This is a genomic window from Lysinibacter sp. HNR, assembly GCF_029760935.1.
GTDB lineage: Bacteria > Actinomycetota > Actinomycetes > Actinomycetales > Microbacteriaceae > HNR.
Genome location: NZ_CP121684.1, coordinates 1,124,920 through 1,139,502 on the forward strand (window position 1 = coordinate 1,124,920; position 14,583 = coordinate 1,139,502).

Below are 14,583 nucleotides of genomic sequence, written 5' to 3' on the forward strand. Positions count from 1 at the left end.
TTAATTTATATCTTGTTTATCACTAATAATAATTAGCTAATCATGGTTTATTTTCTTGAAGGGGAGGGGCTCGACCCGATTGTGGGGTGAGGGTCACGACGGTCGCATTTTTTGTGATTGCGCGTTGCCACGCAGAAGCGATCGTATTCTCAAACCAGAAAAGACGAGGGCAACTATCGTAATAATGTAGGGCATCATGAGGGCTATGTTTGAGTTTATTCCTGCGATTCCCAGGAGATCGGATAGTGCATCGGCCGCCCCAAATATTGTCGCCGCAACCATCGTTCGTACGGGTCTTGCAAGGCCGAATGTGAGAGCCGCAACAGCGATAAATCCTCGCCCGGCGGTCATATCGGCGGAAAACGCTCCGATGGTTGCCATCGCTAGTTGGGATCCGGCCAAGCCACAGAACACACCGGAAAGAAGCACACTCATAAACTTGACTCGCAATACGCGGACGCCTGCGGCCTGCGCGGCGGCTTGGTCCTCACCAGCAGCGCGGAGGTGGACCCCAAAACGGGTTCTGTACAGCAGGAAAGAACAGAGCGGTACCGCCGCGAAGGCTAACCAGACCAGGACGGTTTGATCGTTGAGGGTGGGGCCGAGCACAGGGATTTCAGCGAGTGGACCCAACGATATCTTGGGCAGTGTTATGGTCTTATCGGGTGGTGTTACCCCGGCATTACCGTAGAGGGTCACCAGAAGAAACACGGTGAGTCCGACGGCCAAGAGGTTAACCCCTATGCCCACCACAATCTCGTCGGCGTGAAAGTGCAGCACTATTATGGCAAAAATTAAGGCGAGAAGGGCGGCTGCAAGCACGCCCGCCACGAGCCCGATGAATGAGTTGCCCGTTGTGATCCCGACGCTAATCGAGGCAAAAGCACCCAGAAGCATCATCCCCTCAAGGCCGATATTGAGCACGTTTGCTTGCTGGGTAAGCGCTCCGCCCAGTGCCGCGAGGAGGATCGGCGTGACCTTTGCAAGGATAACCGCGAGGGTTGCCGCTGTGAAAAGCTGTGCGAGTAGGTCGTTCATGAGTTTGCCTCCAGCGATGTTGAGGTTAAACCGTGCCGTTTATGCAGGCGGAAGAGTCGGACGAGTCGTTCTCGAGTGTGCTTGTTGATGATGACGGTTGCTGTGATGAGCAGGATAATGAGACCCTGCAAAATGTTTACCAGGGGGTATGGAACCTCGGTATTGATCTGCATTCCGTTCGAACCGGACATCATGGTGGCGTAAAAGGCCGCCGCGAAGATTCCTGCCCAGGGATTGAGCCTGGCGAGAAGGGCAACGGTGATACCGAGGAATCCATATCCCGGTGAGAATATCTGTAGGAATTGTCCGCCGTTGGGGCCGAGGACAAAGAGGGAGCCGGCGATACCGGCGAGGCCCCCGGAGAGCGCCATCACCTGAACACTGAGAATCCTGGTTGATACCCCTGTGTAGGGAGCAAAATTATTGAGTTCACCAACCTGACGAACCCGTAGGCCCCATACGCTGCGGGTAAGAAGAAGTGCGGTAAGACACACCACGATAAGCGCGAGGAGGAGATCCGCTCCGATGCCGAAATCCTCATTAAAGAGGGGAAGCATAGCCTGGGGTGCAATGGGTGGGGAGGCGGCCATGGTGAGCTCTGGGTCTTTAAGCGGCCCCGTAACCAGGTAGGCGGTGAGTAGGACCCCTATTGAACTCATCATTAGAGTTGTGACGATAATGTCCACGCGCCATAGCGCAAAAAGGGTTCCGGGGATGCTTCCCCAGAGTGCGCCTCCGAGGAACCCCGCACCGATGACGACGGCGGTGAGAAGGGGCCCGGGGAGATCGGAGAGGATGTGGCCGACGAGTGCCGCCGAGAGTGCACCCAGATACAGTTGCCCCTCTCCACCCAGGTTAAAGAATCCCGCGCGAAATGAAAGTGTTACCGCCGTGGCCATGATTACCAGGGGGATGAACTGTGCGATGAGTGCTGCGATGCCGAACGAAGAACGGAAGCTTGAAAAGAACAGCTCATCGTACGCCCGAATGGGATTTTCGCCGATTGTGATGATAATTGCCGCGCCGATGAGAAGGGAAACCGCAACGGCTATGACGGGCTGCACGGATCCTTTTGCGAGGGAGCGCAGGAACCTCAGCATTCTCTGCCGCACAGGCTCTTTGCTCGTGTCCTGGGGGGAGGCTCCCGTCTGGTGCTCCGTGAAAAGAGGATATTCGGGGGTGTCCTCCTGTTTTTGCTCTGTGAGCAGGGGAGAGGTGGAATCTTGAAGGTGGTGTTCTTGTGATTGTTTTTCCTGTGCGGCAGCGTTTGGAAGAGCTGGAGGGACCTGTCCCGTCATGGCTAGGCCGATGGCCTCCTCCGTCATGGTGTGTCGAGTGAACTCCGCAATGATGCGTCCGCGGAACATCACAACGATGCGATCCGAGAGCGACATCACCTCGTTCAGGTCAGCAGAGACGAGTAACACGGCACTTCCTTCGTCGCGTGCCGCTATCAGAGAACTGTGCACAAACTCCATGGCTCCAACGTCCACCCCGCGGGTGGGCTGTGATGCGATGAGGAGGGAAGGGCGGGTGATGAGTTCTCTTGCGATAATCACCTTCTGCATGTTTCCGCCCGAAAGGTTTTTGATTGGTGTCGCGGGGTGCGCTCCCCGAATATCGAAGAGGGAAATCAGTTTTGCCGCGAATTTTTTGCTCCTTGCCGTGCTGATCCATCCCGCGCGAACCCTGGGAGGGGTTGCGTGCGTTGCTAGGACGTTATCTGCCACCGAGAGAGACGGCCCTGTCCCTACGCCCAGCCGATCTTCGGGAATATAGGCGAGGCCTTGTTTTCGACGTTGCGCCACCGATTCATGTGTAATATCGTGGCCGTGAAGTGTGAGCGTTCCAGAGTCTGTCCGGGTAAGACCAGCGATGATCGAGGTGAGTTCTGCTTGGCCGTTCCCCTCGACCCCTGCAATACCAAGGATCTCTCCCGAACGCAGAGTGAGGTTGAGCCGGTTAAGTACGGTAACTCCGCGCTCATTCACATGGGTCAGATCTTTCACCGTGAGGGTTTCCTGCGTCGCTTTCCCCGGGGCAAAGGAGCTACGCAGGAGGACCTCGCGTCCTACCATTAGTCGAGCGATGTCTGACTGTGTCATACCCGTCGACTCGTGTGTACCCATGTTCTGCCCATCACGAATAACTGTAAGAACCTGAGCAACGGCAAGTACCTCGTCTAGTTTGTGGGAGATAAACACAATTGCGCAACCAGCCGCGGCAAGTTTGCGAATAACGGCGAAGAGGTCTTCCGCTTCGCTGGGTGTGAGCACGGCGGTGGGTTCATCCAGGATGAGAATCTTTGTGTCATAGCTGAGTGCCTTGATAATTTCGACGCGCTGACGTAAGCCAATCGAGAGGTCTCTCACGAGCGCCTGGGGGTTGATCTCCAAGCCAAATTCACCCGCGAGCCTGTTCACTTTTTCTGCCATGAGTTTGGTGTCGAGAGTTCCCCATGATGTTCGCGGTTCGCGCCCCAGGAAAACGTTGGCCGCAACTGAGAGGGAGGGAACCAGTTTAAAATGTTGGTGAACCATACCGATTCCGAGTCGTGCGGCGTCCCGAGGACCTGCTATGGTCACTCGGATCCCGTTCACGAGGATTTCGCCCGAGTCGGGGATCTCGGTGCCGGCAATCATCGACATCAATGTAGTTTTCCCGGCCCCGTTTTCCCCAACGATGGCGTGTACCTGGCCGGGGAGCATGGCAAAGGAAATATTATTATTTGCGACTTTATCTCCAAAAGCTTTGGTGATGTTTCTTAGTTCGAGTAGCGCGCTCGGCACGACTGACCTCCCTACGGTTGAAAGCTAATGAGTTATGTGGGACGGTTTACAACGTGCTGGAAACTGTGATCTCTCCGGAGATGACTCTGTCTGCAAACTCGGCTATACGCTTCTGAATCTCGGCTGAGACAATGTCGCCGTTATCTTCGAAGATGAGCCCAACACCCCCGTTTGCCAGCCCGTATTCGGTGGTTTTGCCATAGGCCAGGCTTCCCTTTTGTGATTCTGCAACGGCGGTGCGTAGCGATTCTCCGATGTTTTTGACCATCGAAGCAAGGATTGCTCCCTGGTGGAATGAATTTTGGTTTGCGTCAACACCTATTGCGTAGCGCCCGCTGTCGTTTGCGGCCTTGAGTACACCCAACCCGCTGCCTCCAGCTACTTGAAAGATGACGTCTGCATTCTGGTTGAACATGGCTTGTGCCTGGTCATAACCCTTGTTGGAATCTGCATAGTCTCCGACAAACGAGTCGAGGACACGGATTGAGGGATCTACGGCGTGAACACCCTCGGTAAAGCCAACCAAAAAATCGCGGATGATCGGAACGTCTACGGCCCCCACCATACCCACCGTTTTGCTGCCCGAGGCACGTGGAAAGGATTCCGGATCTGAGGTGACAAGTGCGGCAAGAACTCCCGCAAGGAACGCGCCCTCGTTCTGCTTGTATGTAATTGAGGCGACATTGGGTTCTTTTACGACGTCGTCGTAGGTGATGTATTTTTGTTCGGGATGTTTTCGCGCGGTCTGGGTGAGAATGTCCGTCATAAACGACGTTCCGGTGATCACGATGTCGAATTGTCCTGTTGACACGGACTCAATATTGGATTTCCACTGGGCCGGATCTTCCTTCTTGCCCTCAATATTTTTGATCGTGTTGCCATCTTGTTCGATAAGTTTCATGCCGCGTGCAGCATCATCAAAAAAGCCCTGGTCTCCAAGGGGCCCGCTGAACACGTTCACAACGCTATAGCTATCTGTGTTCGTACCGGACCGTGGTGACTCTTGTTGAGCGCCACATCCGGTGAGGATGAGTCCCAGGATTGCGATGGATGCCGTGGTGGTGAATAAACGGGCTTTCATTTTGTGCTCCTTTGCAGGTTGCAGACGCTATCGATAGAGAGCATCTCTAGTGTGAGTGTGGTTGCGGCTATGGGTTGACGAGGTTGCGGACGGATTGTTGATTCGGCATGGCGGTTGTTGCGCCAAACGACTGCACGGAGAGGGCGCTTGCGGCAATAGCCCACTGGACGGCGTTCTCTAGGGAATTGCCGTTTGCTAGCGAGTCGGCAAGAGCTCCAACAAAGGTGTCTCCCGCCCCCGTGGTGTCGGTAACAGATACCGATGGTGGTAACCAGGAGGACGCCTCCTGACCGTTCCAGAGGTAAGCTCCGCGTTCTCCTAGTGTCACCACCAGCCTGAGGTGGGGTGGTAATTGTGTGCGGGCACGGGAGGTAAAGGCATCAACCTGCTGTGGGGCGGGGTGTTGAAAGACGCTGAGATACTCGGTTTCGTTGACAACGAGTACATCGGTGAGTGCAAGTAATTCTGGGGGAACCGGCCCGGCAGGGGCGGGATTGAGGATAAAGGTTCCGCGGCACAGTCTAGCTGCCTCGAGCGTTGCAACCAGGGGAACTTCGTATTGACAGACAACCACCACCGCCTGCCGAATGATATCGGAGGAGCCGTGTATGTCGTTCTCTGAGAGGGTGGCGTTTGCCCCGGGAATGATGACGATATGGTTTTCGGCGTTACGGTCTACCGTGATGAAGGCTAATCCCGTGGGTTGTTCGGAGTACCGGAGGGCTCGTGTGCTGACGCCTTCTTGAGTGAGAAGTCTTCGCGCGGTCTCTCCGTGCTCGTCATCACCGATTCGAGCGATGAGGGCGACGCTCTGACCAAGGCGTGCGGCAGCAATGGCCTGGTTACTTCCTTTGCCACCAGAAAACCGAGCAAAGCCAGTGGTGGGTATGGTTTCTCCTGCGCTGGGTAAGTGCTGTACCCGAGCAACAAGATCCGTATTGATGCTTCCCACCACCACGACCCGCGGTGCGGAATTGGGGTGGTGGGAGCGGGAATTTGTGTCCTGCATGATGAGCGGCATCGCTACTCCATTGGGTAGGGGGATAACTTCAGCGGGTGTGTTTTTGATGGACGAGAAAACGTTTTCTGGTACTTAGAGTAGGGTCTTAAATTCATGTTGTCAATACACATTATGTGTATAAGCTGTAATAAGAAATGGGTTCTACGCTGAGCGTGGTGAATAAATACGCGTGAACCGCATACTTTTGACGGAGGGTGCCAAAATGACGAAGAGGATTACGGTGGTACAGGTTGCGGAAGCGGCTAATGTTTCCCCGGCAACAGCCTCCCGTGCACTGGCGGGAAACTCAAGCGTGGACCCAGCGCTCGCAAAGCGAGTGCTGGAGGCGCGCGATCAACTGGGGTACCGGGCGAATTTCCTCGCCAGGGCATTGCGTACCAGTCGCACGGATACCGTGGGAGTCATCGTGCCCTCGGTGTCGAACCCTTATTTTCTCAGCGTCATTGAATCCCTTGAACTAGCCTTTGATGAGGTGGGGCGTTCTATTATCCTGTGTGACTCTCAGGGCAGCATCGAGAACGAGACCCGTCGAATTCACACCCTCCGCCAGCACATGGTTGACGGTTTGGTGATCATTCCGATGCGTAATCGACCCCACTCGGATGCGCTTGAGAACATTGCACGGACAATGCCTGTAGTGCTTTTCGACCGTTTTGTGCCCATCGGAGGCGTCGATTTTGTCGGCTCTGATGATGACTATGGCGTTCGGGAGAGTGTAAATCATCTGCTTCAAAGCGGGTGTACTTCGTTTGCTTATATTGGTTCTCAACCCGATTCGAGCACCGCCGAAGCTCGGCTTGTGGCCTTTCGAGCAGCTATGTTAGAGAGCGGTGAGGGAGTGCGTTTTTGTGAGTTTCTGGGAGGATTTAGCGCAGATTTTGGCCGTGAGGCTGCGCAGCGTCTGGTTCGTGATGGGTATGTTCCCGACGCAATACTCTGTGCTGCTGACGTGATTGCTATTGCGGTTCTTGACGTCTTACGGGGTTCTCACATCGCGGTTCCCGACGATGTAAAATTAGTGGGGTATGACGGTTTGTGGTTGTCCTCGATCTTTTCTCCCCGACTCTCCACAGTGGAGCACCCGCTCGATCAGATGGCGCATGCAACGGTGGGCTTGCTGCGGAGCAGGCAGGAGAATCCGCTCTTGGAAAACCGCACGAGGATCTTTCAACCGCGCTTGATTATTCGCGAGTCGAGTCGAGGTTCCGAGTGATGCGTTTTAGCGTGGAAAACCGCTGAAAATCCACACGCCGACCACATAAACGGGTTGTGTCTGAGGGGGCCTGTATTCTGTGACGCATGGCCACAAAACAACCGGCTGCTAGGCGCTCCTCGTCTTCTAGGGGGGCCTCAGCAAAAACAACCGCGACGAAAAAGAATTCGCGGACGCCCTCAGCGACCGCAAAGACAACCGTTCTTGCAGCCGAGGAAACTCCCGGCGTGCTCGCGCGCGCGTGGATGTCCACAGCACACGGTATTGGTGGGCTATGCAGGGCTTTTCGGGTTGAAAAGATGTCTCCTGAGGAGCGTCGAGACGGAATCCCTCTGCTCCTGATCGTATTGGCCATCGCGGGAGCCATAACCGAGTGGTTCCTCATGGGAAACCCGATTGCTGCCCAGATTGATGCGTGGACATTTGGTGGTCTTTTTGGCCGTGTAGCATTTGGGTTGCCCGTTATCATGGTGGTCTTTGCCCTGTGGCTCTTCAATAACCCCAGCAGCGTTCACGATAATCGTCGTATCGCGATTGGCGTTATTCTTCTGTTGCTCACGATCTCCGGTCTGTGTCATATCTTTGGGGGGCAGCCCGCTCCGAGCGACGGTATGCTCAGCCTGGCCGCTGCCGGGGGGCTTTTGGGTTGGATGATTGCGGCTCCACTCACTACCGTAATCACGGTTTATGGCGCGAGTGCGGTGATCATTATGTTGCTCGTGCTTTCGCTCTTCATCATCACAAAGACCCCTCCTAATCGACTTGGACAGAGGGCAGTGCAGGCCTACGCTTATCTTTTTGGAGCGGAAGGCAAACCTCCTGGTGAGGGGCAGGAAGACGCGCCAGTTTCTGCAAAGCTCACGCGTGCCGAGCGTCGAGCGAAGAAAGCCGAGGTGCAAGGGCAAGAGAGTGACCTCTCGGACCTTCTTGACACCGAAGACTCCGCTCATGCAGCTGGTGACCTGCCCTGGTGGCGGCGTAATTCTAGTCAGCGAGAAGAAGACCCCGCCTACGGTCAGCCGTCTGACGCAGAGGGGGTGACCGCGGTTCTTGGTACGGGGGGGAGCGGTGTACGGGGCTTTGACTCGGCACTTGAACCCGATCCAACCCTTGATAGTGAGGGCGTAACAGCCGCGTATAACGGTCTCTATCCCACGGGAATACTGGATGACCTCAAAAAAGCAGAAGACGCAGTGAACACACCGGGTGTCAGAGGATCTGCCTCGGGCCTGGCCGATGACGCCGAGTTTAACCTGGATGAGGGTCAGATCGAGGGCGGAGTTACCGATGAGCCCGCGCCGCGCCCACTTGTTCCCGTGGCCCCACTTATAGAGGATTCTTCGCCTGAAACTCAAAGAGAATACGTTCTTCCCGCACCTTCCTCTCTCGAGCAGGGCACTCCTTCCACGGGGCACTCACAGGCAAACGATGACATTGTTCAGGCGATAACCTCGGTTTTGGCTCAGTTTAAAGTTGATGCCACGGTGACCGGTTTCTCCCGAGGACCAACCGTTACACGCTACGAGATTGAACTTGGCCCCGGGGTCAAGGTTGAGCGGGTGACCGCTCTGAGTAAGAATCTCTCCTACGCTGTTGCGAGCAACGAGGTTCGCATTCTGTCTCCGATTCCCGGTAAAAGCGCCATTGGTGTAGAAATTCCCAATACCGATCGGGAAACCGTCTCGCTGGGTGATGTCCTGCGATCCTCTGTGGCTGCGCGAAGCACCCACCCCCTTGCAATTGGTGTGGGTAAAGACGTTGAGGGTGGGTACGTGGTGGCTAACCTGGCTAAAATGCCGCACCTTTTGGTTGCGGGTTCCACCGGTTCCGGTAAATCAAGCTTCATTAACTCCATGGTCACCAGCCTGCTCATGCGCTCCACACCCACAGACGTGCGCATGGTCCTTGTGGATCCTAAGCGTGTGGAGCTCACCGCTTACCAGGGAGTTCCACACCTGATCACCCCCATCATCACCAACCCCAAAAAAGCTGCGGAGGCTTTGCAATGGGTGGTCAAAGAAATGGATATGCGTTACGACGATCTCCAGAGCTTTGGTTTTCGGCACATCGATGACTTTAACGCCTCCGTTAAAAACGGCGAACTGGTATTACCAGAGGGTAGCCAGCGAAAGCTGAAACCCTATCCCTACCTGTTGGTGGTCGTTGACGAGCTAGCCGACCTGATGATGGTGGCACCGCGCGATGTAGAGGACTCAATCGTTCGCATTACGCAGCTCGCCCGGGCCGCCGGAATTCATCTTGTTCTGGCCACGCAGAGACCCAGCGTAGACGTTGTGACGGGCCTTATTAAGGCTAACGTTCCCAGCAGATTGGCCTTTGCCGTTGCAAGCGCCACCGACTCCCGCGTGATCCTTGATCAGCCCGGGGCCGATAAGCTTATCGGTCAGGGGGACGGGCTTTTTCTCCCGATGGGTGAGTCGAAGGCCGTGCGGGTTCAGGGTGCGTGGGTGAGCGAAGAAGAGATCGAGCGTGTGGTTAAACACGTGAAGGCCCAGGCAATGCCCGAGTATCGTCAGGACGTCGCAACCGCCGCCGCGAAAAAAGAGATTGATTCGGATATCGGTGATGACCTCGAGGTTCTGTTGGCTGCCGCAGAGCTTGTTATCTCTACCCAGTTTGGTTCGACGTCTATGCTGCAGCGCAAATTACGCGTGGGCTTTGCTAAGGCGGGACGACTCATGGATCTTCTTGAATCTCGCGAGATTGTGGGTCCCTCAGAGGGTTCAAAAGCTCGTGATGTCCTTGTCACTCAAGATGATCTGTCTCGCGTCTTGGCTCGCCTCCGTGGCGAAGAACCCGAGTCACCCGTATCAGAACCGGTCTCAACCTCAGCCGAGTCAGTGACCCGGGACGAACTGCCGGATGCGCTGCCACCGGAAGCAGCACCGAGCTCGCTCTCGAATTCACAACCGCAGGTGGCTATGGGATTCTCTGCGGATACGGGGGTTCCGGTAGACGCACAGCAAACCGACGTTATACAGATGCAGCCTGACGAAATGATGCGGAGCCTGGAGGGCGGCGCTCCGGCGGTGGACTACCACGATAACGACTCCAGCGATGGTTCGGATGAGGACGCCTGGGGACTTACCGGACGCCAATAAAGCCTTTCGGTTCTTGTGGCTGTGCCGATAATTTAGTCACGCTCGGACAATTTAGGCAATAGACTCACAGTGTGTCAGCAGAGGTCCAAAGTTCAGGTTCCCACCCCTCCAACTGGAACGCGCCAAACACTATTACCGTTGCGCGAATCCTTCTTACCCCACTCTGTGTGTGGCTGGTTCTTGCGGGCGGCGGCAGTCCAGACGCCTCTCGCTGGTGGGGTGCCGCGCTCTTTATCATCGCGATCTCTACCGATTGGGTAGATGGTTTTCTTGCCCGCCGCAACAATCAGGTAACGGACCTAGGGAAACTATTAGACCCAATAGCGGATAAGCTGCTGACGGGCGCGGCCCTCGTGTGTTTATCGATACTCGCGGAGTTGCCGTGGTGGGTTACGGTGATCATTCTTATCCGAGAGTGGGGGATTACGGTTGATCGCCTCATCAGGGCAGGAGGCCATGTGGTTATTGCGGCCGCCTGGCTGGGAAAGATCAAGACGTTTATGCAGGCAATTGCGATTTCTCTTGCCTTGCTCCCGCTTGCTTCCGTATGGGGTTCCTGGGTGGAACCCATTAACACCGTAACGATGAGTCTTGCCTGTGCGCTGACGATTCTGAGCGGTCTTGACTATGTGCGCACCGCTCTCGGTTCAACAAAACCGGCGCGCGGCTGAAACACGGCTGCTCGCTTATGCGAGCAATGCCCTCATCAAAGGATCGTGGCGAATGAATAATTGGAACTCAGGCGATTTCTTGTACGAGTCCTACAGTAATACGACCTCTCTACTGGCAGAGGAGATTTTAAAGGCTGCTGCTCGGAAGGACGCACGTGTTGCAACAGCCGAGTCGCTCACCGGGGGAATGCTGGCCGCCTCCCTAGTGAGTGTGGCGGGAGCCTCCACCTTTTTTAACGGGGGAGTTGTAGCCTATAACACCGAACTTAAACACTCGTTGCTTGGGGTAGAGTCCGGGCTGCTGAGTGATCACGGTCCTGTCCACCCTGATGTTGCAGAATCAATGGCACGTGGTGCTTATGAACGCTGCTCGGTGCGGGAACAAACCGCAATTATCGGGATCGCAACCACAGGGGTAGCCGGGCCTGATCCAGACGACATAAGCAACCAGCCGGTGGGAGTTGTGTTTATTGGGATTGCTAGTGAATCTGGTACCCGAAATGTGCGCTTGTTGTTATCCGGTACTCGAGAAGAAATTAGGCGTCAGGTGGTTGTGGCTGCGTTGGAGGAGCTTCTCCGGGAACTTTCGTGAATAATGGGTGTTATGAGCGAGAATTATGGGCATCTACCCGTTAAAGTTACTTGGGAATAGGAATCACATATTGAAGGTTATACTGTGTTGACACTTTCACCTTTTCCACAGTGAGATTGGTTAGAGTGGTTAGATAAATAACGTGAGGATGATTCTCATAGCGCAAACTATAGGTTTTAGGGAGGGTGAACGTGGTTCTCGTACGTCAGGAAATTGGTGACGTTCTCCGTGATTTTCGCCTTCAAAAAGGTCGGACTCTGCGGCAGGTCGCGGGGGAAGCCAGCGTTGCGCTTGGCTATCTCAGCGAAGTGGAGCGTGGACAGAAAGAAGCTTCGAGCGAAATTCTCGCCGCAGTAGCGGACGCACTCGGAACGCCACTCTCAATTATTATGCGTGAGGTTAGTGGTCGTCTGGCCATTATGGAGGGTATCGACCGGGTTACCGGTGACAGCGTTCCAGACACGGTTCCTGCTGATTTTGTGGCGGGTTTTGACTCGGATCTTATCCGACGTTGAACATGTTCTTCTCGGGAGCTAGAGATTTTGGTAGTGTCCCGTGCGGCTGAGTGAGTTTCGTCTGGCGGTGGCCGAAGAATTTGGTGATTCTTATGGTCAGACTCTTGTTCGGGATCTTGCCGTGACGGAATTGGGCAGTCGGACCGTAGGGGAGGCCGTTGAGTCGGGTGTTCCCCTTGAACGGGTGTGGCGGGCCCTCTGTAAAGAGATGGGGGTTCCGCCTGAGCGCTGGCACGGTCGGGGGCGTCCTGTGGCTCGTCAATAGAATTCGATTGTGCTCACTCTAGTGGGTGAGGTGTGTGGGCTGGTATCCAAAGGTTTCCTTGAGGGAATCCTGGATGCCAGCCCACTCGCTTTTTATGGTCTTTGAACGACACGCAAAAATCCTATTCGAATATTTGTTCGATCGTGATAGTCTCCTCAACAGGCAAAGGTTGTTCCACTGTTTTTAGTTTTTCCGTTTTCTCGTCGTCAATGTCGGGGGTCGGGTTTACGTTTAAATCAGCGGGCGAACCAGCGCCGATGCCCTGCCGTTAGTTTGAAGAAAGTGTCCAGCTTATCTCCGAGCCCGGCAGCCTGCGGGCAGCTACACCAAGCGATATTGCGTCGCACGATATATAAGGAGAACACCATGGCATCCGTCACAGATCGCGAAAAAGCTCTCGAGAGCGCGCTCGCCCAAATTGATCGTCAATTTGGCAAGGGTTCTGTCATGCGATTAGGCAGTGATGAACGAGCACCCGTTGAGGTGGTTCCCACCGGTTCAATAGCGCTAGATGTTGCGCTCGGTGTTGGTGGTTTGCCTCGCGGCCGAATTGTCGAGATTTATGGTCCTGAATCATCGGGAAAAACTACGCTTACGCTTCACGCGATTGCAAATGCCCAGCGTGCAGGGGGTATAGCCGCGTTCATCGATGCGGAGCACGCCCTCGACCCCGAATACGCAAAGAAGTTAGGCGTTGACATTGATTCCCTGCTCGTATCACAGCCGGACACCGGAGAACAGGCGCTAGAAATCGCAGACATGCTTGTACGCTCGGGGTCTATTGATCTCATCGTAGTTGACTCGGTTGCAGCACTCGTTCCAAGGGCTGAAATCGAGGGTGATATGGGCGATTCGCACGTTGGTCTTCAAGCTCGGCTTATGTCTCAGGCTCTCCGTAAGTTGACGGGTGGGCTCAACCAAACCAAAACGACCATGATTTTTATTAACCAGCTGCGTGAGAAGATCGGGGTGTTTTTTGGCAGTCCCGAAACCACTGCTGGTGGTAAAGCGCTCAAGTTCTACGCTTCTGTGCGTCTGGATATTCGCCGTATCGAAACCCTTAAGGAGGGAACCGAAGCGGTTGGTAACCGTACCCGCGTAAAAATTGTGAAAAACAAGATGGCTCCGCCCTTTAAGCAGGCCGAATTTGACATTCTCTACGGTATTGGTATTTCCCGTGAGGGAAGCCTGATCGACTTTGGTGTTGAACACGAGATCGTTAAGAAGAGTGGTTCCTGGTATACCTACGATGGTGATCAGCTGGGGCAGGGTAAGGAAAATGCGCGTCGCTTTTTGATAGAGAACCCCGCTGTGGCCAATGAGATTGAAACTAAAATTAAGACAAAACTTGGCATCGGAGAACCCTCTGTCGAGGGTGATTCCGGTGAAGAAGCGCCGATCTCACTTGAGAAGAAAATCGCTTCTAAGCGTGGGGCTTAGAAATACCCATCGTTTGTGTCCGGCTCACCGTTTCTGTGCGGGTAAATCCTGAAGTAGCGGGGGCCGGGCGGTTACTATAAGGAATATTTAAGAGGATATGGCAGTTCGTTTTGAACCAATAAACAACTCTGTTGCCGCTGTTTCTGCTCTCTCTGGGCGATCCCGGAGGGCAGAGGCAGCACCCAGAACTCGAGTGGCTCCTGAGGTATCACTGGAGAGTTCATCCGAGCTTCCCGCTCAGAAGCGCGGTGGTGCAAAAGCCCTCGCGAGATCAAGAATACAGATCGTTACCCCGGGCTTTTTAGCGCAGGGTGTCGAGACCAGAGAGTCTCTTTCCGCTCGGATTAAAGATTGTGCTCTGATGAAACTTGCTAAGAAAGCGCTGTCTGAGAGGGAAGTCCGTAATGTCATGATTGAGGCAGGGGCCGATGAGAGTCTTGCAGACGACCTCCTCGACGAATTTCGACGCAGAGGGTACGTTAACGATGTCGCTCTTGCTGCGAACCTTGTTGAGACTCTCATGCGTCGAAAAAAACAGGGTCCCGCCGTTATTCGTCGTGAACTATCACGTCGCGGCATTGAACAGGACGCGATAAACGTGGCTCTTAACGAGGTTGATGAGCAAGATGAGCTACAGCTTGTTGTAAGCGCCGCTGCTGATCGGGCTCGACGCATGGGGAGCATCGATCGTATGGTAGCCGAGAGGAGGCTCAGCGGTTACCTGCAGCGCCGAGGATATAGCTCAGACCACATTAGAATTGCGGTCGGTCAGGTCTTGGGTAACACCCGCGGCAAAAGTCACCCCGTGAGTTTTGAATAAAATACGGGATCAAGAG

At 54.7% G+C, this 14,583-nt stretch carries 12 protein-coding genes; 8 read left to right on the forward strand and 4 right to left on the reverse strand.

From position 1 onward, the window contains the following. Window positions 1–93: 93 nt before the first annotated feature. The 4 genes from FrondiHNR_RS04960 to FrondiHNR_RS04975 all read right to left on the reverse strand — a co-directional run bounded on the left by FrondiHNR_RS04960 (window position 94) and on the right by FrondiHNR_RS04975 (window position 5,929). Window positions 94–1,038 (reverse strand): ABC transporter permease, encoded by a 945-nt coding sequence (locus FrondiHNR_RS04960; protein WP_279354141.1) that lies wholly within the window; start codon window positions 1,036–1,038, stop codon window positions 94–96. Next, window positions 1,035–3,827: an ATP-binding cassette domain-containing protein gene (locus tag FrondiHNR_RS04965; RefSeq protein ID WP_279354142.1), complete on the reverse strand. Its 2,793-nt coding sequence runs from the start codon at window positions 3,825–3,827 to the stop codon at window positions 1,035–1,037. The genes FrondiHNR_RS04960 and FrondiHNR_RS04965 overlap by 4 nt, the downstream gene beginning before the upstream one ends. 46 nt (window positions 3,828–3,873) lie before the next feature. Then, a complete protein-coding gene (locus FrondiHNR_RS04970; protein ID WP_279354143.1) occupies window positions 3,874–4,908 on the reverse strand; it encodes a BMP family ABC transporter substrate-binding protein in 1,035 nt (344 codons plus the stop codon). A gap of 67 nt (window positions 4,909–4,975) precedes the next feature. Then, a complete protein-coding gene (locus tag FrondiHNR_RS04975) occupies window positions 4,976–5,929 on the reverse strand; it encodes a ribokinase (RefSeq protein WP_279354144.1) in 954 nt (317 codons plus the stop codon). Window positions 5,930–6,131: 202 nt separating this feature from the next. On the opposite strand from FrondiHNR_RS04975, the gene FrondiHNR_RS04980 reads away from it, so the two are divergent. The 8 genes from FrondiHNR_RS04980 to FrondiHNR_RS05015 all read left to right on the forward strand — a co-directional run bounded on the left by FrondiHNR_RS04980 (window position 6,132) and on the right by FrondiHNR_RS05015 (window position 14,567). Further along, a complete protein-coding gene (locus tag FrondiHNR_RS04980; protein ID WP_279354145.1) occupies window positions 6,132–7,142 on the forward strand; it encodes a LacI family DNA-binding transcriptional regulator in 1,011 nt (336 codons plus the stop codon). Window positions 7,143–7,387: 245 nt separating this feature from the next. After that, window positions 7,388–10,264, forward strand: a complete 2,877-nt coding sequence (locus FrondiHNR_RS04985) for a DNA translocase FtsK (RefSeq protein ID WP_279354471.1) — start codon at window positions 7,388–7,390, stop codon at window positions 10,262–10,264. 71 nt (window positions 10,265–10,335) lie between these two features. Continuing rightward, entirely contained in the window at window positions 10,336–10,935 is a 600-nt protein-coding gene (gene pgsA / locus FrondiHNR_RS04990) for a CDP-diacylglycerol--glycerol-3-phosphate 3-phosphatidyltransferase (protein ID WP_279354146.1), read from the forward strand. A 52-nt stretch (window positions 10,936–10,987) separates the two neighbouring features. Continuing rightward, window positions 10,988–11,527: a CinA family protein gene (locus FrondiHNR_RS04995; RefSeq protein WP_279354147.1), complete on the forward strand. Its 540-nt coding sequence runs from the start codon at window positions 10,988–10,990 to the stop codon at window positions 11,525–11,527. Window positions 11,528–11,718: 191 nt separating this feature from the next. Continuing rightward, window positions 11,719–12,042, forward strand: coding sequence for a helix-turn-helix transcriptional regulator (locus FrondiHNR_RS05000; RefSeq protein ID WP_279354148.1), 324 nt, complete (start codon window positions 11,719–11,721; stop codon window positions 12,040–12,042). A 40-nt stretch (window positions 12,043–12,082) separates the two neighbouring features. Beyond that, window positions 12,083–12,307, forward strand: a complete 225-nt coding sequence (locus FrondiHNR_RS05005; RefSeq protein WP_279354149.1) for a DUF3046 domain-containing protein — start codon at window positions 12,083–12,085, stop codon at window positions 12,305–12,307. A 366-nt stretch (window positions 12,308–12,673) separates the two neighbouring features. Next, window positions 12,674–13,747 (forward strand): recombinase RecA, encoded by a 1,074-nt coding sequence (gene recA, locus FrondiHNR_RS05010; protein ID WP_279354150.1) that lies wholly within the window; start codon window positions 12,674–12,676, stop codon window positions 13,745–13,747. A 97-nt stretch (window positions 13,748–13,844) separates the two neighbouring features. Then, window positions 13,845–14,567, forward strand: a complete 723-nt coding sequence (locus tag FrondiHNR_RS05015) for a regulatory protein RecX (protein WP_279354151.1) — start codon at window positions 13,845–13,847, stop codon at window positions 14,565–14,567. The last annotated feature ends 16 nt before the right edge of the window (window positions 14,568–14,583 follow it).